This window comes from Streptomyces sp. NBC_01390 (genome assembly GCF_045040105.1).
Taxonomy (GTDB): Bacteria; Actinomycetota; Actinomycetes; order Streptomycetales; family Streptomycetaceae; genus Streptomyces.
On record NZ_CP109551.1, the window covers coordinates 10,225,145 to 10,245,435 of the forward strand.

The 20,291-nt window shown below is 70.3% G+C and carries 19 protein-coding genes and 2 pseudogenes; 8 read left to right on the top strand and 13 right to left on the bottom strand.

Going from position 1 to position 20,291, the window contains the following annotated elements; translation table 11 throughout:
- The first annotated feature begins 15 nt into the window (after positions 1-15).
- Together OG241_RS45730 and OG241_RS45735 are read left to right on the top strand one after the other, a co-directional pair.
- Positions 16-285, top strand: a complete 270-nt coding sequence (locus OG241_RS45730; RefSeq protein ID WP_405824494.1) for a DUF6250 domain-containing protein — start codon at positions 16-18, stop codon at positions 283-285.
- 46 nt (positions 286-331) lie between these two features.
- Entirely contained in the window at positions 332-1,117 is a 786-nt protein-coding gene (locus OG241_RS45735; RefSeq protein WP_405826799.1) for an SGNH/GDSL hydrolase family protein, read from the top strand.
- 161 nt (positions 1,118-1,278) lie between these two features.
- Here OG241_RS45735 and OG241_RS45740 read toward each other — a convergent pair whose 3' ends face one another.
- Positions 1,279-1,893, bottom strand: coding sequence for a TetR/AcrR family transcriptional regulator (locus tag OG241_RS45740; protein WP_405824496.1), 615 nt, complete (start codon positions 1,891-1,893; stop codon positions 1,279-1,281).
- A 126-nt stretch (positions 1,894-2,019) separates the two neighbouring features.
- A complete protein-coding gene (locus OG241_RS45745; protein WP_405824498.1) occupies positions 2,020-3,210 on the bottom strand; it encodes a Glu/Leu/Phe/Val dehydrogenase dimerization domain-containing protein in 1,191 nt (396 codons plus the stop codon).
- Between the two features lie 270 nt (positions 3,211-3,480).
- Between OG241_RS45745 and OG241_RS45750 the strand changes: the two genes are divergently transcribed.
- The 3 genes and pseudogenes from OG241_RS45750 to OG241_RS45760 all read left to right on the top strand — a co-directional run bounded on the left by OG241_RS45750 (position 3,481) and on the right by OG241_RS45760 (position 5,596).
- Positions 3,481-4,701 carry an MBL fold metallo-hydrolase gene (locus OG241_RS45750; protein WP_405824500.1) on the top strand — a complete coding sequence of 407 codons (1,221 nt, stop codon included), beginning with the start codon at positions 3,481-3,483 and terminating at the stop codon, positions 4,699-4,701.
- A gap of 409 nt (positions 4,702-5,110) precedes the next feature.
- Positions 5,111-5,266 (top strand): annotated as a pseudogene (locus tag OG241_RS45755) (helix-turn-helix domain-containing protein); the annotation flags it as partial.
- Positions 5,267-5,443: 177 nt separating this feature from the next.
- On the top strand, positions 5,444-5,596 hold the full coding sequence (locus OG241_RS45760; protein ID WP_405824502.1) for a hypothetical protein: 153 nt from the start codon (positions 5,444-5,446) through the stop codon (positions 5,594-5,596).
- 161 nt (positions 5,597-5,757) lie between these two features.
- On the opposite strand, the gene OG241_RS45765 is transcribed toward OG241_RS45760, so the two are convergent.
- Positions 5,758-6,618, bottom strand: coding sequence for a TauD/TfdA dioxygenase family protein (locus OG241_RS45765; RefSeq protein WP_405824504.1), 861 nt, complete (start codon positions 6,616-6,618; stop codon positions 5,758-5,760).
- A 203-nt stretch (positions 6,619-6,821) separates the two neighbouring features.
- On the opposite strand from OG241_RS45765, the gene OG241_RS45770 reads away from it, so the two are divergent.
- Positions 6,822-7,841: a methyltransferase gene (locus OG241_RS45770; protein ID WP_405824506.1), complete on the top strand. Its 1,020-nt coding sequence runs from the start codon at positions 6,822-6,824 to the stop codon at positions 7,839-7,841.
- A gap of 6 nt (positions 7,842-7,847) precedes the next feature.
- On the opposite strand, the gene OG241_RS45775 is transcribed toward OG241_RS45770, so the two are convergent.
- From OG241_RS45775 to OG241_RS45820, 10 genes and pseudogenes are all read right to left on the bottom strand, one after another.
- Positions 7,848-9,107 (bottom strand): FAD-dependent oxidoreductase, encoded by a 1,260-nt coding sequence (locus tag OG241_RS45775; protein ID WP_405824508.1) that lies wholly within the window; start codon positions 9,105-9,107, stop codon positions 7,848-7,850.
- Complete coding sequence (locus tag OG241_RS45780) at positions 9,104-10,771, bottom strand: prenyltransferase/squalene oxidase repeat-containing protein (RefSeq protein WP_405824510.1); 1,668 nt, start codon at positions 10,769-10,771, stop codon at positions 9,104-9,106. Before OG241_RS45780 ends, OG241_RS45775 begins: the two co-directional genes overlap by 4 nt.
- Positions 10,768-11,760, bottom strand: a complete 993-nt coding sequence (locus tag OG241_RS45785; RefSeq protein ID WP_405824512.1) for a UbiA family prenyltransferase — start codon at positions 11,758-11,760, stop codon at positions 10,768-10,770. Before OG241_RS45785 ends, OG241_RS45780 begins: the two co-directional genes overlap by 4 nt.
- A 2-nt stretch (positions 11,761-11,762) precedes the next feature.
- A complete protein-coding gene (locus tag OG241_RS45790; protein ID WP_405824514.1) occupies positions 11,763-12,782 on the bottom strand; it encodes a polyprenyl synthetase family protein in 1,020 nt (339 codons plus the stop codon).
- Positions 12,779-13,810: an aminotransferase class I/II-fold pyridoxal phosphate-dependent enzyme gene (locus tag OG241_RS45795; protein WP_405824516.1), complete on the bottom strand. Its 1,032-nt coding sequence runs from the start codon at positions 13,808-13,810 to the stop codon at positions 12,779-12,781. The genes OG241_RS45790 and OG241_RS45795 overlap by 4 nt, the downstream gene beginning before the upstream one ends.
- A 633-nt stretch (positions 13,811-14,443) precedes the next feature.
- Positions 14,444-14,587 (bottom strand): annotated as a pseudogene (locus tag OG241_RS45800) (IS1380 family transposase); the annotation flags it as partial.
- 32 nt (positions 14,588-14,619) lie between these two features.
- Positions 14,620-15,831 (bottom strand): cytochrome P450, encoded by a 1,212-nt coding sequence (locus OG241_RS45805; RefSeq protein WP_405824518.1) that lies wholly within the window; start codon positions 15,829-15,831, stop codon positions 14,620-14,622.
- Between the two features lie 569 nt (positions 15,832-16,400).
- On the bottom strand, positions 16,401-17,537 hold the full coding sequence (locus tag OG241_RS45810) for a dihydroorotase (RefSeq protein WP_405824520.1): 1,137 nt from the start codon (positions 17,535-17,537) through the stop codon (positions 16,401-16,403).
- A gap of 44 nt (positions 17,538-17,581) precedes the next feature.
- Positions 17,582-18,322 carry an IclR family transcriptional regulator gene (locus tag OG241_RS45815; protein WP_405824522.1) on the bottom strand — a complete coding sequence of 247 codons (741 nt, stop codon included), beginning with the start codon at positions 18,320-18,322 and terminating at the stop codon, positions 17,582-17,584.
- A 140-nt stretch (positions 18,323-18,462) separates the two neighbouring features.
- Entirely contained in the window at positions 18,463-19,350 is an 888-nt protein-coding gene (locus OG241_RS45820) for an NAD(P)-dependent oxidoreductase (RefSeq protein ID WP_405824524.1), read from the bottom strand.
- An 89-nt stretch (positions 19,351-19,439) separates the two neighbouring features.
- Here OG241_RS45820 and OG241_RS45825 point away from each other — a divergent pair, with 89 nt between their 5' ends.
- Positions 19,440-19,697, top strand: coding sequence for a NucA/NucB deoxyribonuclease domain-containing protein (locus OG241_RS45825; protein WP_405824526.1), 258 nt, complete (start codon positions 19,440-19,442; stop codon positions 19,695-19,697).
- 29 nt (positions 19,698-19,726) lie between these two features.
- Positions 19,727-20,230 (top strand): hypothetical protein, encoded by a 504-nt coding sequence (locus OG241_RS45830; protein ID WP_405824528.1) that lies wholly within the window; start codon positions 19,727-19,729, stop codon positions 20,228-20,230.
- Positions 20,231-20,291 lie beyond the last annotated feature (61 nt).

Genomic DNA, 20,291 nt, shown 5'->3' on the forward strand with positions numbered 1-20,291 from the left:
GGACGTCCGTCAAGGATGTCCACCCAGTGCATCCACGTACATCCACCGAAGGCCGGCCCCGATCCCGGGTCCGGTCTTCGGCGGTCTCCGACGTACTACGTCGGCTGCGGCGCCAACGCCAACACCGCGACCCGGCTGCGCCGTTACGCCACTTCAGGATCACCGACTTCAGCGTCCGTGAGCTGCGTCTCCCCGTTATTCCGGGTTGACCAACACTTGACACGTGGCTTATCTCACCACACGTCAACCCCTTCCTACGGTCGCGTAGCTCACATCGGAAGGTGAATCATGGGCCGATGTGGCAGACGATTCGAAGAATGACAGCAGAGCAGTGATCGGGTCGTACGTGGCGGTGGGGGACAGCTTCACCGAGGGCGTCGGCGACCCCGGCCCCGACGGGGCGTTCGTCGGCTGGGCGGACCGCTTCGCGGTTCTGCTCGCCGACCGGCGCCCCGAGGGCGACTTCGACTACACGAACCTCGCGGTACGCGGGAGGCTGCTCGACCAGATCGTGGCCGAACAGCTCCCCGTCGCCAGGGAGCAGGCGCCGGACCTGGTCTCCTTCTGCGCGGGTGGCAATGACATCATCCGGCCCGGCAGCGACCCGGACGAGGTCGCCGAGCGATTCGAGCGGGCGGTGATCGGCCTCACCTCGGAGGTCGGCACCGTGATGGTGACGACCGGGTTCGACACCCGCAACGTCCCTGTCCTGAAGCACATGCGCGGCAAGATCGCCACGTACAACGGCCACCTCCGGGCCATCGCCGACCGGTACAACTGTCCGGTCCTCGACCTGTGGTCCCTGAAGACCATCCAGGACCGCAGGGCCTGGGACGGCGACCGGCTCCATCTGTCGGCGGAGGGCCACACGCGCGTGGCGCTGCGCGCGGGGCAGGTGCTCGGCCTCGAAATCCCGGCCGACCCGGACCAGCCCTGGCCGTTGCTGCCTCCCCGGGGCACCTTGGAGATCCGCCGCGACGACGTCCAGTGGGCCCGCGAGTACCTGGTCCCGTGGATCGGGCGGCGGCTGAGGGGAGAGTCGTCGGGGGACACCGTGACGGCCAAGGGGCATCTGTCGCCCGACGACATCAAGAGCCGTATCGACTGGGTCGCGTGAGCGAGTCGTTCGCGTGAGTCGATCGCGGGGCTTCGACACTTCTCGGCGCCGGGCGGGCATCCACAGCCCGTCCGGCGTTTGAGGACGAGGCCGTTCAAGCCGAAGGCCGATGGCCGAAGCGGGGGTCCAGGGGCGCAGCCCCAGGTCGACGACCAGGTCACTCACCTGGGGCCGGTCAACGCCGCCCGCTCAAGGCCCAGTTCCCCGGCCAGCGCAGCGTCCACCCACTGCTCGGCGCGCGTCCGTGACACCCCGTCGTACGCCGTCAGCTGGACGGCCAGCCCGTCCAGCAGCGCCGTGAGCCGCAGTGCCGTGCCGGCGGGGTCGGGGCACTCGAACTCGCCCGCGGCCACCCCCTCCGCGATGACCTCGGTGATCGCGGCCTTCCAGCGCCGGTCCAGGTCGCCGGCGACCTCCCGCAGCGCCGGGTCGCGCAGGGACACCGCCCAGCCCTCGATCCACAGCCGCCAGCCCTTGGCCTGACCGGTCGGCGCGTACCAGCGCACGGCGGACCGCAGACGGCGCAGCGCCGGGGAACGGCGGCCGAGGAGTTTGCCCAGGTGGGTGAGATCGGCCTCCGCGGCGTACCGGAAGGCGGCAGCGACCAGCTTCTCCTTCGTCGAGAAGTGGTACAGCACCAGCGCGTTGCTCACCCCGAGGACGGCGGCCACGTCGGCGATCCTGACCGCCGCCACACCGCGCGCCTCGATCTGCTCGATGGCGGCCCGCAACAAGTCCTCGCGCCGCTCGGCCACGCTCAACCGCACCCTTGCCACGCGGCCACACTAATCCGTCACCGGACACGATGTCGGGCCAGCCCCCTCAATGTCCGTGAATCCCCGCCAATACGGCCGGTTGTCGGCGAAGGCACCCGGAGCCGGGCACCATCACCGGAACCACCGTCACCGGTACCACCCGAACCTCTCCGCGATCACCGGCAGCCGGTCCTCGACGATCGCGTGCGCCGCCGCCCGCGGTGTCGTCCCGTCGGCCTCCGCTCGCGCGAGCATCTGGTCGATCAGGGTGCGCATCGCGCGCCGGGTGTGCGCGAACGCCTCCTCGGGATCCGCGCCGATGTCCCCGAACAGCGTCCACCACCACCAGGCGTTCGTCCCGGAGTTGACGACCACGTCCGGCAGTACGACGATGCCGCGCGCCGCGAGCAGCTCCTCGGCCTCCGGCAGCACGGGCATGTTGGCGGCCTCGACGATCCAACGCGCGGTGATCCCCTCCTGGTTCCCGCTGTCTACGGCGTACGAGACTGCAGCCGGCACCAGCACCTCCGCCTCCATCGACAGCCAGGCCTCGCCCGGCAGTTCGCGGTCGTCGGGCCGCAGCACCGCGCGGTCCACGGTGCCGTACGCGTCCCGGGCGGCGAGCAGCGCTTCGACGTCGAGGCCCGCCGGGTTGGCGATCGTCCCCTTGACGTCGGCGACGGCCACCACCGACAGTCCCGCGCGCGTGAGGAAGCGTGCCGTGGCCCCGCCCATCGTGCCGAGCCCCTGTACGGCGACCCGTGTCCCGGCGTACGGCACCTGGGCCCGGTCGAGCGCCGCTAGCACCGACTCGGCGACCCCGCAGCCGCCGACCAGCTCGTCCAGCCCGATGCCGTCCACCTCGACCCCGAACGCCTCCGCGAGCCGCTCCCGGGCCACGGTCTCGTCGTCCAGCAGCGGATAGACCGCCTGGATCGACGACACGAGCCCCGCCTCGGTCGCCGCCCGGTCGACGAGGTCCTGGGTGAGGCCCAGGTCCTCGCCCGTGGTCCAGACACTCTCGACGTACGGCCGCATCGCGCGCAGGTACCGCACCAGCAGGTCGTACGCCCCCGGGTCCCGGGGATCGCAGTCGACGCCGCCCTTGGCGCCGCCGAGGGGGATGTACCGGCCCTCGGGGGCGTAGTGCAGGGCTTCCTTCATGGTCATGCCGCGGGCCAGCCCGGCGACCTCGTCGAGGGTGCAGCCCTCGCGCATCCGCAGCCCGCCGCTCGACACGCCCCGCACCAGTCTGTCCACGACGAGGAAGCCCTGGCGGCCGGTGAGGTGATCCGTCCAGGTGAGGGAGAGGAGCGGAGCGCTCCGAGGGGTTGCCATGAGGGCAATATACTGACTCACCGTTCAGTTGCTGCCCGAGCCGCCGTGCGTCGTCGGCCGCCTATGCCGCCCGACGGGGTGTACTGCGGCCCGTCGGCCCCGGCTACCAGGTGTGTCCCTCTGGCCGCGTTCCGCCCTTCGTCGGCCTCGACCCGCCGTTGAGGACGTCGGTCGTGGTTCGCGAGGACCCGGCCGACACACGCCCGACGCCGGAGTGTCGTGGGGAGCGACCATAATGGAATGCCTGACCGACTTTTTCCTGGAGGTACCGTGACCGGATTCCCCTCTCCGAGCTCCAGGCTGCGCGCACTGCGGCCCGAGGCCTTCGGTGCGGACGCGAGTGGGGAGCGCCTCGCCCGGATCCGCAGATCGCCGCACTTCGCGGACGGTGTCTTCCAGAATCCGCCGGGCACCCCCCGGCCCGACGGCGCCATGCTCGAGTTCGCCAAGTCCTCCCTGCGCAAGGAGGACCGGGTCCGCCGCGCCCCGGCCGGCACGGTGCCGGTGCACGCCACGACGCTCGCCGACCTCGCCAAGCCTCCGGTGAGCGGTCTCCGGCTGACCTGGATGGGCCACTCCAGCGTGCTCACCGAGATCGACGGACACCGGGTGCTCTTCGACCCCGTCTGGGGCGAGCGCTGTTCGCCGTTCGCCTTCGCCGGTCCCAAGCGGCTGCACCCGGTGCCCGTGCCGCTGGCCGAGCTCGGCCCGGTCGACGTCGTCGTCATCTCGCACGACCACTACGACCACCTGGACATGCCCACGATCAAGGCGCTGGCCGGCACGGACACCCTGTTCGCGGTGCCGCTCGGAGTCGGCGCCCATCTGGAGCGCTGGGGAGTCTCGGCCGACCGGCTGCGCGAGCTGGACTGGCACGAGGCGACGAAGGTCGGCGGCCTGACCCTGACCGCCACGCCGGCCCGCCACTTCTGCGGCCGTGGCCTGCGCAACACGCAGCACACCCTGTGGGCCTCCTGGGTCGTCGCCGGTGAGGAGCACCGCGTCTACCACAGCGGCGACACCGGGTACTTCGAGGGCTTCCGGGACATCGGCGCCGACCACGGCCCGTTCGACGCCACGATGATCCAGATCGGGGCCTACAGCGACTTCTGGCCCAAGAACCACACGGAGTCTTCGCCGCTGCCGGGTGCGTGGCCGGACATCCACATGAGCCCTGTTCAGGGGGTTCAGTCGCATCTTGATCTGCAGCAGGGCGATGTGGGTGGGGTGCTGCTGCCGATCCATTGGGGGACTTTCAACCTGTCGGGCCATCCGTGGGCTGAGCCTGGTGAGTGGACGAAGGCTGCTGCTGATGGGGTGGGGCAGGCGGTTGCTCTTCCTGTTCCGGGTCAGCCGTTCGAGCCTGCTGGGGTGCTTCCTGTCGAGGCGTGGTGGCGGGGTGTGGGGTACGTGCCCGATCACGCGTGGCCTGTACCTGAGATCGCTGTGAAGACGGTTCGTGAGGACCTTGATCTGGTGGGCGAGGTCTGAGCGTGGACGAGCTGCGGCGTGTGACGGATGCTCTTGTCGCGTTGTCGGTGGCTGAGCGGAGTCAGGCGCTTCGAGTCATCGACGGGCCCGTGCGTCGGGAGGAACAGGAGCGGGCGTTGGAGTACCGGCCGTTGCCGTCCGTGGGGCGTAGAGGGGTGACGGTTCGAGTGAAGGTGATTGGCGCGTAGCTTCCGTGATACGTCGGCCTTGTGTTGATCTTTTGGCGATGACGCGTCACATGGAGTGCGTGGCGATCCTTGAGCTGTCCCTCGGCGGAGACTGAGCCGTAGCGTCGATGTGCGGAATCCCCGCGTCGGATGGGCCCGCAAGAAAGAAAGCTTCCATTCCGGATCGGCGTGCTTCTCCTCCACGTGCGGAGCTGCACGGCGTTTGCCGCCCGGACCGGCCGACCAGCACGGTGCGCTTTCGGCGGGCGGTGATGCTGCTGGCCTCGGCCGGCGGGAACCGGGTGCCGGTGATCGCCCAGCTGATGCAGGCCGACGAGGACACCGTCCGGAACGTGATCCACCGGTTCGATGAGATCGGCCTGGCCTGCCGAATTCCTTGGCAACAGCTTCCGTAGCGGGGACCGCCCGCACCGGACTGTTCGAGTGCGGGACTGCGACGCCTTTCTGGACCCGGGCCGATGAGGCCTCCACTGAGAGCAGCGCGTGACCGTAGTCCTGAACATCTGGGCACGACGCGTTATGTCTTCCTGGCTGCGAGCCCTCGCGGGAGAGCGGTGCCCGCCGTCGTCGTCTCCGCGGTGCCCGCCGCTGCGGCGACGGCGGCAGCGGAACCGCCGCCGAGTCCCGGCGAGGTGACCCCGGGCCGGAAGATGGCGACGCCCGCGCTGGTGGAACGGCATCCGGGACCGGGTCCCGGCGGCACGTGACGCGTCCGTGCGCCGGCCTGCGCCGAGGTTCTGGGCCGGGTAAGGCATTCGGTCACGCCGGTGCGCACCTCATGACGGCGTCGTCCTCCAAACGGAGTCAGGTGCGCGGTGCTGACAGGTGTGCAGTCCAGGGCCGACCCGGAGGTGTAGCGGCGTTGATCTCAGGCGCGCGCCATCGTGTCCCGGACACCGTTGCCGGCGGTCTCGGCTGTCCACGCTCCCCACCGCGGCGCCTCGCCCTCCGGCTTGTCGCCGAGGATGGTGACCCGGCGGCCCACTCGGCGGCCGACGTAGTCGTTGACCGCGTAGTGCTGGGTGGCGCGGTTGTCCCACATGGCGATCGCGCCCGGCTGCCAGCGGAAGCGGCACACCCGTTGCGGGCTCTCCGACAGTTCGAAAAGGTGGCGGAGTATCAACTCGCTCTCGACCGGAGCGAGTTGGGGGATCCGACGGGTGAAGAGTCGGTTGACGTACAGGGAGCGGCGGCCTGTCTCGGGGTGGGTGCGGACCACCGGGTGCTCGGCCTCCGCCCGGTACGAGGTGCCGGGATGCTCGAAGACGTGCACGGCGGTGAGCCCGTCGAGCAGATCCCTCAGCGGTGCGGACACCGCCTCGTAGGCCAGGTACTGATTGCTCCACATGGTGTCGCCGCCGGCAGGCGGGCACTGGACGATCTGCAGGACGGACGCGACGGGCGGCGAGTCCGAGAACGTGACGTCGGTGTGCCACACGTCTGCCTTGGCCCCCTGTTCCGAGTCCAGCACCACGAGCTCGTCGTGCCCGGGAAGCTTCGCCAGGAACGGATGCACCTCCAGCTTCCCGAACCCCCGGCCGAACTCCTTGTGCGCCTCCGGTTCCAGCTCCGCCGCGTCCGGGAAGAACAGCACCAGATGTTCGAGGAGCAGCTCCCGTACGGTGGCGAGGTCGGCGTCGGTGAGCCTGCCGAACGGCACCCCGAACACCTCGGCGCCCAGCGCCCCCGACACCGGACGGACCTGGAATCGACTTCCGGAGTTCGCCATCACGGCATCACCATTCTCTTCTCTTCGCTTTTTCTGCATCTGGAATTCCAGGCAGGATGAATTAACTTCGCGGCCTTTTGAAAAATTGGTCGCGACGTCGGTGGAATTATTGACTGGAATTGTTTTCCGCGGGCAGGATGATTTTGTGTTCGCGCCGTTTTTGGCGGCGCTCTCCTGTAGGAATCGGAAGGAATCTCACGGTCATGGATCCTCGCGCTGAAATCTCCCGGCTCGTCGACCTGGCGACCCCGTTCGCCATCCGCACTGCCGTAAGCCTGAGGCTGCCCCAACTGGTCGAGGCAGGGACGAGGGACCTGGCGGGGCTGGCCCGCGCCGCGGACGTCCACGAGAGCTCGCTGGCCCGGCTGCTCAACCACCTGGTCGCCATCGGGCTGTTCGAGCAGCCCGAGCCGGACCGGTACGAACCCACCACACTGACCCGGGAGTTGCTCGCCGAGGACAACCAGTGGCAGCTGGCCTGGCTCGACATCGACGGCCCCGGCACCAAGATGGACCTCGCCTACACCGGCATGCTGCACTCGATCCGCACCGGCGAGTCCGCCTATCACACGGCGCACGGCGTGCCGTTCTGGGAGGACTACCAGCGCGACGAGCGGCTGCGCCTGTTCTTCGGCGCCATCATGGCCGGGCACGCCTGGCAGACCGGCCCCGCCGTCGCCGCCGAGTACGACTGGGAGCCCGTGCGCAGGGTCATCGACGTCGGCGGCGGCATCGGCGCGTTGCTGAGCGAGGTCCTGCACAAGCACCCGCACCTGCGGGGCGCGGTGCTCGACCTGCCCGAGGTGGCGCCCGAAGCGAACCAGGCGCTCGCCGAGGCCGGGCTGGCCGAGCGTGCGGAGTTCGTCGGCGGCAGCTTCCTCGACCCGCTGCCCACCGGCTACGACGTCCTGATGGTCTCCCGGGTCCTCACCGACTGGAGCGACCAGGACGCGACCCGGATCCTGGCACGCTGCGCCGAGGCCGCCGGTGCCGACGGGAAGGTGCTGATCGTGGAAGTGCTCGCCGGTGCGGAACACGCCAAGAACAACTCCTCGTTCGACCTCCAGTCCCTGACCCTGCTCGGCGGCCGGGAGCGCACCGCCGGGGACTTCCACGCCCTGGCCGCGGCCGCCGACCTCGCCGTCCTGTCGACCCGCCACCTGCCCGGCGGCCTGCTGCTCGTCGAATGCGCACAGCCTGCCCCCGGGCGGGGCGCCGCCTGACACGGGCTACGCCCAGGCCGGCTGCTGCCGGGCCCTCGGGTCCGGCAGCAGCCCGATCTGGTGGAGCCGGTCCAACGGGGTGAGCGGATGCGCGCCCAGCCCCGCCATGTTGTGCATGACGGTGTAGCGGATCCGGGCGTTGGCGCCGGTGTGCCGCAGCGCACGCTGCCCCAGCAGCCGTCCCGCCCACGACAGGTCGGTCACCATCCGTGCCGCGTTGTGACTGGTCCGGCCGACCAGCGTCAGATCGGCGTGGCGCCGCCGTCCGTAGCCGAGGAGTGCGTGGTCCACCGCCGTGGCCGTCAACTCACCGCACCGGCCGACCAGTTCTGCCAGGCAGTGGGCGTCGGCGACCGCGCTGTTCATGCCCTGCGCGGCCATCGGGTGGACGACGTGCCCGCTGTCGCCGACCAACGCCAGCCCCGGGACGGTGAGTTGTGGCGCGAGCGCACGTGCCACCGGCAGCGTCTGGCGCCGGGGCACGGCAGCGCGCAGCGCCTCCTGAAGCGGGGCGAGCGCCGGGGTGTCCCGGACCAGACCGGCCACCCAGCTCGCCAGCCGGCTCTCGTCCGCCCCGCGCAACTCGTCGGGCGCCACCTGCGCGTACAGACGGACTCGGCCGCCGGGCAGCGCGTACCGCAGCCGCAGGCCGCGCGGGGTGACGTACGCGGAGAAGTCGGGGTCTACCTCGGGGGCGTCGGTCAGTTCCATGGCGACCAGGCGGTGCGGGTACTCCACCCGCTCCACATCGAGCCCGGCCGCCCGGCGCAGTCGTGAGGAGATCCCGTCCGCCGCGACCACCAGTGCCGCCTTCACCTCCTCGCCGTCGCGCAGCCGTACACCTGTGACCCGGCCGTCGGCGGCGCCGAGCAGGTCGTCGACCACCGTGCCCCGCCGCAGCTCGGCCGACGGCGGCAGGGCGTCGGTGAAGGCGCGCAGGATGGCCGGATAGTCGTGCGCCAGCAGCCAGTTGCCGCTGCCGGTGGGCAGCAGCCCGTAGTCCAGCGTCATCCGTGCGGTGCCGTCCGGATCCCGGGCGACCAGCCGGTCGAGCCGCAGCGCGCCCGCCTTCTCGAGGTGCCCGGCCACACCCCACGCACGCAGCATGGGCAGCGAACCCGGTTGGAAGACCTCGCCCTTGGCCACCGGACGGATCTCGGGCTGCTTGTCCACGAGCAGCACCCGCAGGCCGAGCCCGCCCAGCGCACAGGCGGTCGCCAGGCCCCCGACCCCCGCGCCGCAGACCACGACGTCGGTGCCGCTCATCGGGCCACCGCCTGGCGGTAGTGCGACAGGGCGCGCAGTGCGAGGCCCTGGGCGAGGGGCGGCATCGGGTAGCGCGACACGTACCGCACGTACTCGTTGACCGGAGCCGCAGGCCAGCCGCCGTCGGGCAACCGGGCGGCCAGCAGCCAACGTACGCCGGGCAGGAGTGCCGCCGGGTCCGCCCCGGCGGCCAGCAGTCCCCGCACGGCCCACGCGGTCTCCTCGACCGTGCCCGGATCCGTGGGAAGGCCGGTGCCCCAGGAGCCGTCGTCGCGCTGTGTCCGCTCCAGCCACTGCCGGGCGCGTACGGCCGCGGGGGAGTTCCCGGCGCCCGCCCGGACCAGGGTCTGTAGGACGGCGGAGGTCCCCGCGGTGTGCATGCGGTACCACACCGACTGGTAACTGCCGTCCGGCTGCTGGGCTTTGGCCAGCCAGCCGAGTGCCCTGCGGATCCGGCGGTCGTCGGCGGGCACTCCGGAGTCGAGGAGTCCGTCGAGGGCCTGCGCGGTCATGTGCGGGCACGGGCCGCTGTTGGCGACCTTGGTGTTGCGCACGCACAGTCCCCACGAGCCGCGGCTGTCCTGCTGGCGGGTGAGCCAGCCGGCCCCGTCGCGGATCGCGTCGGCCTGGTCGTCGCCGGGCAGCCGGGACAGTACGGAGACGATCTCACCGGTCTCCAGGGTGGCCGGCCAGCCGTGCGTGCCCGACCAGCCCCAGAAGCCGGGCGGGCAGCCGAACGCGGTGAACGGCTCGTGCTGCTGAAGCCGCAGGAAGAGCGCCTTGACGGGCCGCAGCCGCTCGTCGTCGGCGTAGCCCGCGGCGAGCAGACCGCGGGCCGCGTACATGGTCCACGTCAGGTCCAGGGGACCGGAGCTCCAGGAACCGTCCGGGTTGATCTGCTCCCGGAACCAGCGCACCGCTGCCTCGACCATGTCCCGGCCGAGCCCGGCGCGGGCCAGCCCCGCGACGATCAGCCCGGTCACCCAGGCGTCCTCGCACCAGCCGCCGGTGCTGCCCTCGTGCTCGTAGACCTGCCGGATCACGGAGAGGGCGTTCGGCTCGGCCCAACGCGCCAGTCTGCGCTGGAAGTTGGTCAACGGCTTGTGCCGGGTCTGGGCGAGGGCGAGGGCGGAGACCATCGGGGCCCGCAGGTCGAACAGCCGCCGGTACAGTCCGGGCAGCAGCGCCAGTTCCAGCGGGAAGCGGCGCATGTCGCGCGGGTCGATCCAGCCGACGTACCCGTAGAACTGGCGGCACCACGCGACGACTTCGAGGTGCGGGATGGCGTCCAGGCCGCCGTAGTGGTGCATCCAGTCCTGGCCCGCTTTGACCTGGCCGGCCGCCGCGTCGGCGGCGACGAGCTGGAGTACGGCGGTGGCGACCGCCGTCGGGCCGGCCTCGGACTCCTGGCCCGGCACCATGCTCCAGCCGCCGTCTTCGGCCTGCGCGGCGACGAGCCAGTCGACGCCCCGCCGTACGAGGTCCGCGGAGCCCTCGGGGTCGGCGAAGTGCAACGCGCTGACAGCGCCGACGGTGCTGAGCGTGGTGGCCGACGACCCGATCCCGTAGATGAACACGCCGTCCGGCCGCTGCGCGGCGAACAGGGCTTCGGCGGCCGCGTCGATCGCCTCCGAGACCTCGTCCATGAGCAGGGGTGTACTCATGTCACAGGCTCCTTTCGTACGAGGGCGGGCGGGAACTCGTGGCCCGCGCGCATGAGCTTCTGGGTGACGAGCGAGAACAGCAGGACGGGTACGACGGCGAGGGCCGCGGTGGCCGGACCGAGCGCGCCGGCGACGACGCCCGCAGCCAGCACCAGCCGCTCGGCGACCAGCACCTCGTGGCCGCGCAGCGCGGCGCGTTGCCCGATCCGCGTGCCCGACCGGAGCAGGGGGACGAAGGCGGCGGCGCCGATCACCGCGGCCAAGGCGAGGAACGCGAGGTACCCCGCCGGGTCCGCGGGCGTGCCCGCGGCGGCCGACGCGAGGAGGGTGAGGCCGCAGACGTAGAGGGCGAGAGCCAGCCGGACCGCGTGCCGTACCCCGCGCCGCACCGGCACCGACCGGTATCCGCCGGCCCGGTCGCCGTCCACGTCCCGCACCGTGCCGACGAGGTTGGACGAGGTGTCGTGCAGCAGGAACCCGGCGGCGACCGGCAGCAGCGACCACGGCGGAAACGGCTGAGCGACCATGGCGCCGATGACGACGGCCAGGGCGGTCAGGACGCCCCGGGCCACGTTCCCGGACAGGCCGCGCTTCTTGAACACGCGGCTGTAGCTCACGATCCCGGCCATCGCGAGCAGGAACAGCGGCAGGATCCGCCAGTTGGCGCCCACGGCCAGGACGGCGCTCACCACCGCGCACCCGATCCCGCTCCAAAGGGCGGCACCGGGCGACAGCCGCCCCGACGGGATCGGCCGCTGCGGTTTGCCGATCGCGTCGAGGTCCCGGTCCATCCAGTCGCCCAGATAGTGCCCCGACAGCCAGCCCAACGCGGGCGCCACGACGGCTGTCAGCAGCTCCCCGGGCCCCGCGCCCCCGGCCCAGGCGGCACCGGCGAGGCCGAGCAGTGCGGGGTAGCAGGTGGTGTACGGGCGCCAGGTCTGCACATGGGCGACGATGCTCGTGCGGGTGTACTCCCGCAGGCCGGGCACGGCTAGCGGTCCCGGCGTACGGTGAGGTCCGCGACCGCCGCGAGCACGTCGGCGGCCTCGGTCGGCGGCAGCGCGTCCAGCCGGGCCCTGGCCTCCGCGGCCTCACCTCGGGCCTGGTCCTGGGCGAGCTCCAGGCTGCCGGTCGCGGTGATCACCTCGCGCAGCGCGGCGAAGGTGGCCTCCGGGCTCAGGCCGCCGCGCAGGACCCGTTCCAGGCGGCGCCGGTCGGCCGCGGTGCCGGTGCGGTAGGCGAGCAGCACCGGGAAGGTCGGCCGCAGGTTGACGGCGTCGCTCATGCCGGGTTTGCCGGTGACCGTCTCGTCCGCGAGATAGGGCAGCAGGTCGTCGTACATCTGGAAGGCGAGTCCAATGTGCCCCCCGAACGCCGTGACCGCCTCGGTCTCCTCCGGCGTGCCCCCGCTGAGCAGCGCACCGGCCCGGCAGGCGCCGCGCAGCAGGGCACCGGTCTTCAGCGAGGCCATCTCCCGGTAGGCGTCCAGACCGCAGCCCCGCGGCCCGGCGGCGGTCAGCAGCGCCTCCTGCAGCTGGCCCCGGCACAGCTCCTCGCCGGCCTGGGCCAGCACCCCGACCGCGGCGAGGACGGCGGCGTCCGGCACGCCCAGCGCGGCGCATTCGGACACGGCCGAGAAGACCTGGAAGAGCAGGGCGTCACCGATGGCTATCGCGTCCGGGACGCCGTAGCGGGCGTGCACGGAGTCCTGGCCGCGGCGCAGGTCGTCGCCGTCGATGACGTCGTCGTGGACGAGGGAGGCGACATGCAGGTACTCCACGGCCAGGGCGGCCGGCACCACCTGGTCGCGCGAGCCGCCGGTCGCCTCCGCAGCGGCGACGAGGAGCACCGGCCGCAGCAGTTTCCCCGGGGCGAGCAGTGCGTAGCGGGCGATCTCCTGCATCCGGTCGCCGTCGGCCGGCCTGCGGCTGTCGAGCTCACGGCGCAGCGCGTCGGCCGTCGGGGACAGGGTTTGGGCGGGCGTGCGGGGAGCCACCGCCTTGGCGGTCATATGACGGGCCCCTTCGCGGCGGTGTCGGACGTTTTCCGGGCGGCGAACTCCTTGGCGAGCGTGAGGACCGCGTCGTTGGCCTCCGGGGAACCGGTGCTCACCCGCACGCCGGCGCCCGCGATCTCCCGGACCGCGACGCCGTGGGCCGCCAAGTGGCTCACGAACGCCTGGTTGCGGTCGCCGAGCGGCACCCAGAGGAAGTTGCCGCCGCTGGGCGGCACGTCCCAGCCGAGGTCGAGCAGCCCGGCCCGGACCCGGTCGCGCTCCCGGGCGACCTCCGCGCACTGCTCCCGCATCCGCTCCTCGGCCGCCAGGGCGGCGTGCGCCGCGGCCTGTGCGGGCGTGCTCACCCGGAAGAACGGGCTCGTGCTGCGCAGCGGGGCGGTGACGGACGCGGCGGCGACCAGATGGCCGACGCGCAGCCCGAGCAGGCCGTGCGACTTGGAGAAGGTGCGTACCACGGCGACGCGTTCGTCGTCCGCTGCCAGCGCCAGGGCGTCGGCGAGTGCACCGGGCTCGGCGAACTCGCGGTAGGCCTCGTCGACCAGGACGAGGACGTCGGACGGTAACGCGGCCAGGAAATCGGTCAGTTGACCGTGGTCGAGCACCTCACCGGTCGGGTTGTTCGGATTGCACAGCAGGACGACACGGGTGCGTGGCGTCACGGCGTCGGCCATGGCCGCCAGATCGTGGCCGTGCCCGCGCAGCGGCACCGCGATCGATTCGGCATGGGCGTTGCGCACGAGCAGGGGATACATCTCGAACGAGGGCCAGGCGTGCACCACTTCGGTGCCCGGCCCGGTGTGGGCACTCAGGAACTGCTGGAGCAGCGCGCCCGATCCCGCGCCGGCCACCACACGGTCGGCCGGTACACCGAGCCGGCCGGCCAGTTCCTGGGTGAGGCCGGTGGCGAGGGGGTCGAGGGTGAGGTTGGCGCGTTCGCCGACCTCACGGACGGCCTCGGCCACTCCGGGCAGCAGCGATGAATGGTTTTCGTTCAGGGCAAGCTGGTGAATTACCGCGACCACGACGAGACCTCCCTGAATTGGGGGCAAGCAGAGGGATCGATACGGCAAAGCTCGGAAAATGCCGACAACGATGTCGTGAAGGAAATGGGGATCAGTCGGGGGTGAGGGTGGGGGGTGGGGGCGCAGGATTTGCCTGCCGCGTATGCCGGAGCCGACCGTCCATAAATCGCATCACGGAACGGCGCGTCACGCAAGCATGCGATTTCACGGCCCGGGAGACGGCTTCTGGCCGAAAGGAGACGGTGGTTCGGCCATCGTGTAGCGGTCGCCGAAGTCTGAAATGCCCGGTGCGTGGTCCGGTAGAGGGGCGCCCCGAGAACACTCGCGCATGCTGGTTGTCACGATTTTCTGGAGCGTGGATCTACTGAAAGACGGAAACAGTCCGATATGTCACGCGCCAAAGTGTCTGGTCTGCGGTGATGCCGGCGGCTACTGCCGCGTGCTGGTCGGTTGGGCGCTGCGGGTGGGGCGTCGCAGCATTCTCTTTGCGATCTCTTTTCGGTTCCTTTCTCTTCCCGTTTCCGTGCCAGTGTCCGGAAATATGCATGGAATGTGTGTGCGCTGTGCGCCTTTCGTTGCGGGGCGCCTCCCCTTTTGACCTTCCGGTCGTAAGGGTGTCCTTTTAGCCTCGATCTCGGACCGCAACATGCCGACGTCGGACAGGCAGTCTCGGCCGAGTGTGACGGCCGAGGCCGTATCCAGCAGGATCTCGCCCGGATCATGCACGGCCCGCGGCTTGCGCCACGGCGCCGGTGCCGCCGATATCGCCGCGTCCAGGGAGCCGCCGAACCGCAACGGACATCGTCAACTCAGTCCCAGATGACCGGGAGTGCCACCAGCCCGTACGTGACGGAGTCGGTGCGCAGGGGTACTTGCTCCGGCGGTACGGCGAGCCGCAGGTTCGGGAAGCGTCGGATGAGTGCCTGGTAGGCGATCTTCAGCTCGACGCGGGCGAGTTGCTGGCCCACGCACTGGTGGATGCCGAAGCCGAACGCCATGTGCCCGGCCGTGCGGCGGGTGATGTCGAGGGCGTCAGGTTGGTCGAAGCGGCGCGGGTCGCGGTTGGCGGCCATCAGGGCGGGCACGACCACGTCGCCCCTCTTGATGAGCCGGCCGCCCACCTCGACGTCCTCGGTCGCCGAGCGTTCGGCGCCGTACTGGGCGATGGTGAGGTAGCGCAGGAGTTCCTCGACCGCACCGGTGATCAGGGCGGGATCGGCGCGCAGGGCGGCGAGTTGGTCCGGGTTCTGGAGCAGGGCGAAGGTGCCGAGGGCGAGCATGTGGGCCGTTGTTTCGTGCCCGGCCGCGAGCAGCGCCAGGCCCATCCGGGAGACCTCCTCCTCCGTCAGTTCCTCGTCGGCGGCGAGGTTGCTGAGGATGTCGTCCGTGGGGCGGGCGCGTTTGCGGACGACGAGGTCGTTGACGTACGAGTAGATGTCGTCGAGGGCCGCCATGTACTGCTCGGGGGTGGCGGACAGGGCCAGCATGTTCGTGGTCTTCTCCTGGAAGACCTCGCGTTCCGCGTAGTCGACGCCCATCAACTCGCAGATGACGAGGGACGGGACGGGCAGCGCGAAGACCTGCACCAGATCGACCGGGCCGGTCAGTTGCTCCATGACATTCAGGACGTCGTCGACGATGTCCGTGATGCTGTCGGTGAGCTGGGTCATGCGGCTGGTGGTGAACTTGCCGCCGAGCTTGCGGCGCAGCCGGGTGTGCTCCGGTGGGTCAACTCCGTTGATCTCACCGGGTTTTGCCTGCCGGGCGGCGGTGACCTGGCCGTCGAGGGCGGAGTTGCGGAGTTCGCCGCGGGAGCTGAACCGCTGGTAGTCGCCGAGGACGTCGTGCACGTCCTCGTGCCGGGTGAGGAGCCAGCCGCTGCTGCCGTCCGCCAGGGTGACGGGACAGACGGGGTCCTCCTCCCGAAGGTCGCGCAGGGCCGCCGGGGGATCGAAGGGGCAGCCCCGCGAGCGTTCCTTCGGTATGGGTACGGCCATGCGGGCGGGCCTGGTCTCTGGCATGGACGGATTCCCCTCCTGTGAGAAGTGGTGAATTCTCGTACTGGTGTGCAGTGCGGGGTGTGCATACGCTGTCCGCTCAGCCAAGATCCAAACGGTTTACCGTCAAGGTTGGCCAATTTCCCCCGATTGTTCACAGGCGTTCGTCTCCGAAGCCGAGGGAGATTGCCCGGGCGCGGCCGCGGATCGCGGGCGACCAACGGGCCGCGTGCGGTGCCGTCTTCGAGGACGTGCTCGGCTGCGCCGGTGATCTCCACGGTGCCGACGGCGACTTGGCGCCCGTCGTGGATGCGCGCGGAGAGGTGGGCGAGGTCGTGGCGTTCGGGGATGTGGGCGCGGAAACAGCAGCGGCTGCGGGCGAGTTCGAGGCTGCCGGCGGGGTCGGGCGGGGCCGGCGGGCCGAACACATCCGGCTCGGCCCGCAGCACGCCGACGTCGGGCAAGCAGTCTCCGTCCGAGTGAGCGCACACCCGGCGGTAGTCGTCGACGATCTGCTCACGCGTCTCGTCGGCGGTCGCCCACAGGTCGGTGTGTTCGGCTCGACAACCCCCGCGAACCAGAACGGCGGCGGCTCAACCGGTCGGCCGAAGGTCTTCCCGAAGTACGCCGCTTCGGCGCATCGCTCGCACCGCCGCGTCGAAGACCCCCGGGCCGCGCTTGTGGGCCTCGCCCAGGACCAGCGGATAGACGGTCTCTACCCCGGGGGCGCCGGAGTGGTTGTCGAACACGTTCGGCCGGGTCTTCCACTCGACCGGCCAGGGCGCGTGATCGGAGCTGATGACATCGATGACGCCGAGCCGCAGGCGATCCCACAGCCCCTCCCGGTCGGCGGGTGACCGCAGCGGAGGGTTGATCTTGAGCCGAGTGCCGCGGCGCGCCATGTGCTGCTCGTCGAGCAGCATGTAGTGCGGGCAGGTCTCCAGGCTCGCGTCCGCCCCGAGCTCGGCGAACACGCGGACCAGATCGACCGAGCGCGGCAGGCTCGTATGGCAGACGTGCAGTTTCACACCGGTGTGCGCCGCCAACTCGAGCGCGGTGAGGATCGCCGTGGTCTCAGCGACCGGCGGCCGGCTGCGGCAGTGGGCCAGCGGATCGGCCCCCTCGGGCCGGAACCGGCCGATCAGCGTGCGGACGATCTCGTCGTTCTCGGCGTGCACGCAGACCGGAAGGCCGTTCGCCTGAGCGGCGGAGAACACGTTGACCAGTTCCGGATCGGGTATGCGCGGGAACCTGTTCGGATCGGTGAGGAACATCGAGACCTTGAGCCCGACCACGCCGTGCTCGCGCAGCGCGTCGACCGAGCGCCAGCCACCCTCGGGCGCGACCGTCCCGAGGAGCGCGACATCGACGTGTGCCTCGTCGGCGACCAGGTCCTTCTTGCGGGCGAGCCGGTCCGCGGAGTTGATCGGGCCCGTCGCGTCGAAGGGCATCTCGACGATCGTGGTGACACCTCCGGCGGCAGCCGCACGAGTCGAAGCCGCGATTCCCTCTCCCGAGTGGCTCAGACTGTGCACGTGCGCGTCGACCATGCCCGGCAGCAGCATGGCGTCACCCGCATCGAGCGCGCGCGAGCCGAGGAGCGATCCGGGTGCGCCGATCGCGGCGATGACGCCGTCGCGGACCCCGATCTCCCGCCTGGACCAGACGCCGTCCTCACCAGGCAGCAGACCGGTCAGGACGACGTCGAACAAAGAAGCTGGAGTGCTCACGGTTCCATTCCTTGAACAGGTGCGGCTCGAACGAAACAGGGCGTCTAGGCGCCGAGAGATGCCTCATGGGTGTCGATCGTGCCGTCCAGTAATCCTTCGACCTGGCGAGCGGCAGTCCTGACCAGCTGTTCGGTTTCAAGCAACCGTTTGCCGCGCAGGCGGTCCGCAGGGCCGGCGACACTGATCGCGGCGACCAGTTCCTCGTGTCGGAACACGGGCGCGGCGACACCGACGGCATTCGCGTCCACTTCTCCTTGCGTGATGCACACCCCGGCTTCCCGGATGGCGATCAGTTGCTCGCCGAGCGTCTCGATCGCGGTTTTGGCCAAGTAGTCGAGCCGAAAGGCGTCAGGCATACACGCGAGCAGCATCTTGGCGGGCGCACCCGAATGCAGGGGAAGGGTCGTACCGGTCCGGAAGGACAGGCGAACGGGCCTGTGCGGTTCGACCGATATCGCGGTGCGGGCGAAGTGGCCCTCGCGTACGACGAGACTCGCGGTCTCCGAGGTCCTCCCCACGAGCTCGAACAGCAGCCGTGACGCCAGCCGGGCCAGCGCGTCCTGTGCGCGTATGTCCCACACCAGGCCGAGCATCCGCACACCGACGTCGTAGTAGCCCTCGTACTGTTCGATGAACCCGAGCTCGCGCAGCATTCTCACGTAGCGATAAGTGGTGCTGGTCGGCAGGCCGACCTTCGCCGCGAGAGCCTCGACGGTAGTGGGGGCGAGCTCACCGACCGCGGTCAGCACGTCCATGCCTCTGCCGAGCGCTGAATGCTGCTCCATACCGTCTCACCTCAATTCACCACGGACTTCCGTCGGTGCTGAGGTTCAGTAAGACCGTCACTGTCCCGATGAGCAAGAGCGGCCGGGAGAACTTTCGACAGATGTAACAGCGTTCTCAGCAAATGAGAATGAACTCGGCATCACCGGCGCAGTCGGAGCCCGGCTTGTTCTTCCAGGAGCGCGACGGCCAGGAGTTCGCCGTCAACCGGTCCGAAGCGCTCCAGAGCGAGCTGATGGATTCGGCGGACGGCGTCGGCGACGTCGTGCGGGGTGTGGAGGTCGCGCGCGAGCGAGGTGACGATTGCGAGTTGGTCGTGGATGTGATCGAGTCCGAACGAGGCGAGATAGTCGCCGGCCAACAGCCCGGGCAGGTCCCGGCGGATGAATTCGCTGCTCGCGGCGCTGCCCGCAAGGGTGTCGTGCAGTACGTCGAGGGCGATGCCGGCGCGGTGTCCGAGCAGAAGTGCTTCGGCTGTGGCCACGGCCTGGCCGAACCACAAGAGGTTGACCAGGAGCTTGAGCGTGTAGCCCGTGCCGGGGCCGCCCGTGTGGACGATCTTGTTCGGGTCCGCGATGACTTCCAGCAGTGGCCGATGCCGCGCGAGCAGTTCGCTGTCGCCACCGACGAACAGCCGCAGTGTGCCGGCGTCGGCGTCGTCGGGGCCGCCGCCCATCGGGGCTTCCAGGACATCGACGCCGCGAGCGTGCGCATGTTCGCGGATCACCGCCGCGGCGGTGGGCGTGTTGCTGCTCATGTCGATCCAGGTGGCACCCGGCTCGAGGGCGTCGAGCACCGCGTCGCTCATCACCGCGTCGACCTCGGCGGAACCCGGCAGCACGGTGATGAACGCTTCGGCATTCGCCGCGACCTCGAAGGGCGAGGGCCGCCACGTCGCGCCGCACTCGATCACCGCACTCTCGCGGTCGGGATCCGCGTCGAACACGGCTACAGGATGGCCGGCTTTAACGAGATTGGCGCAGATGGGAGCACCCATGCGCCCGAAACCGATGAGTCCGATCCGAAGCATCGCCGGATCATATACGCCCCTGCCGCCCCTCGGACGAGGCGTGGACACCGTGCCGGGGCCCGTGCTTCGATCCGGATCATGGCGCTCGGATGATCGCGATCAGTGGCGAACACCTGACATGCGCGGACATCGCAGCGCTCGCCGAACAACGCGACACGTGCGTGGTCACCCGCGAGGGCGACGAGTACCCCTTCGCCTCGATCTGGCAGGGTGCCAACACCGGCGGTAGCTACAGTCGGCGCATGATCGACGCGGTGCAGAACAGGAATGGCGGCCAGGCACTGGGCCGTTTCTACGTGTACAACCGCATCATCGAAAGAGACCGGTTCCTGGTGTGGATCAAGTAAGGACACACCGTCAGGCCGAGGACTGCGAGATGAGCGATGAGGTCGAACGGGCCAGCGGACCTGTCCCGGTCCAGTATCACCAGTTCAACATCAGCGACGAGGACGGGCCGACCGGCCCCGACTTGAGCTACAAGCACAACGGACTTGTGCAGGTTACCGACGGCGTCGCCATCGTCCTGACCGGCATCCACACCGGCGACGTGGATGTCCTTGTCACGCTCTTCGAGGCCGAACCCGCGCCGGACAGCAGGGACTGGCAGGAGATCGTGGAGATCTCGGCGCACTCCGCGTCGGGCGATCTCATGGTCCGCAGCCTGATGGCCGACCTGGACGAGGAACTCCCCGTCCTGTCCTTCACCGGCTCCGGGGACTACCGGCTGCGCATTCACGCCCGCGGCCGGGACACCGCAGTCGACCTTGCGCCCGATGAGGTCACCGAGTGGTACCTCATCCAGGTATGGCCGGCACCCGTCGCAGCGGTGACAGTGTTTCGCCAGAGTGACGCTTATGGGGCGTCAGTACGGTCGGGCTGAGCCGCTGACTAATCTGCCCGCCGCTACCAAGTGGGCGGGCAGATGTCTGAGTGCCTTGTGG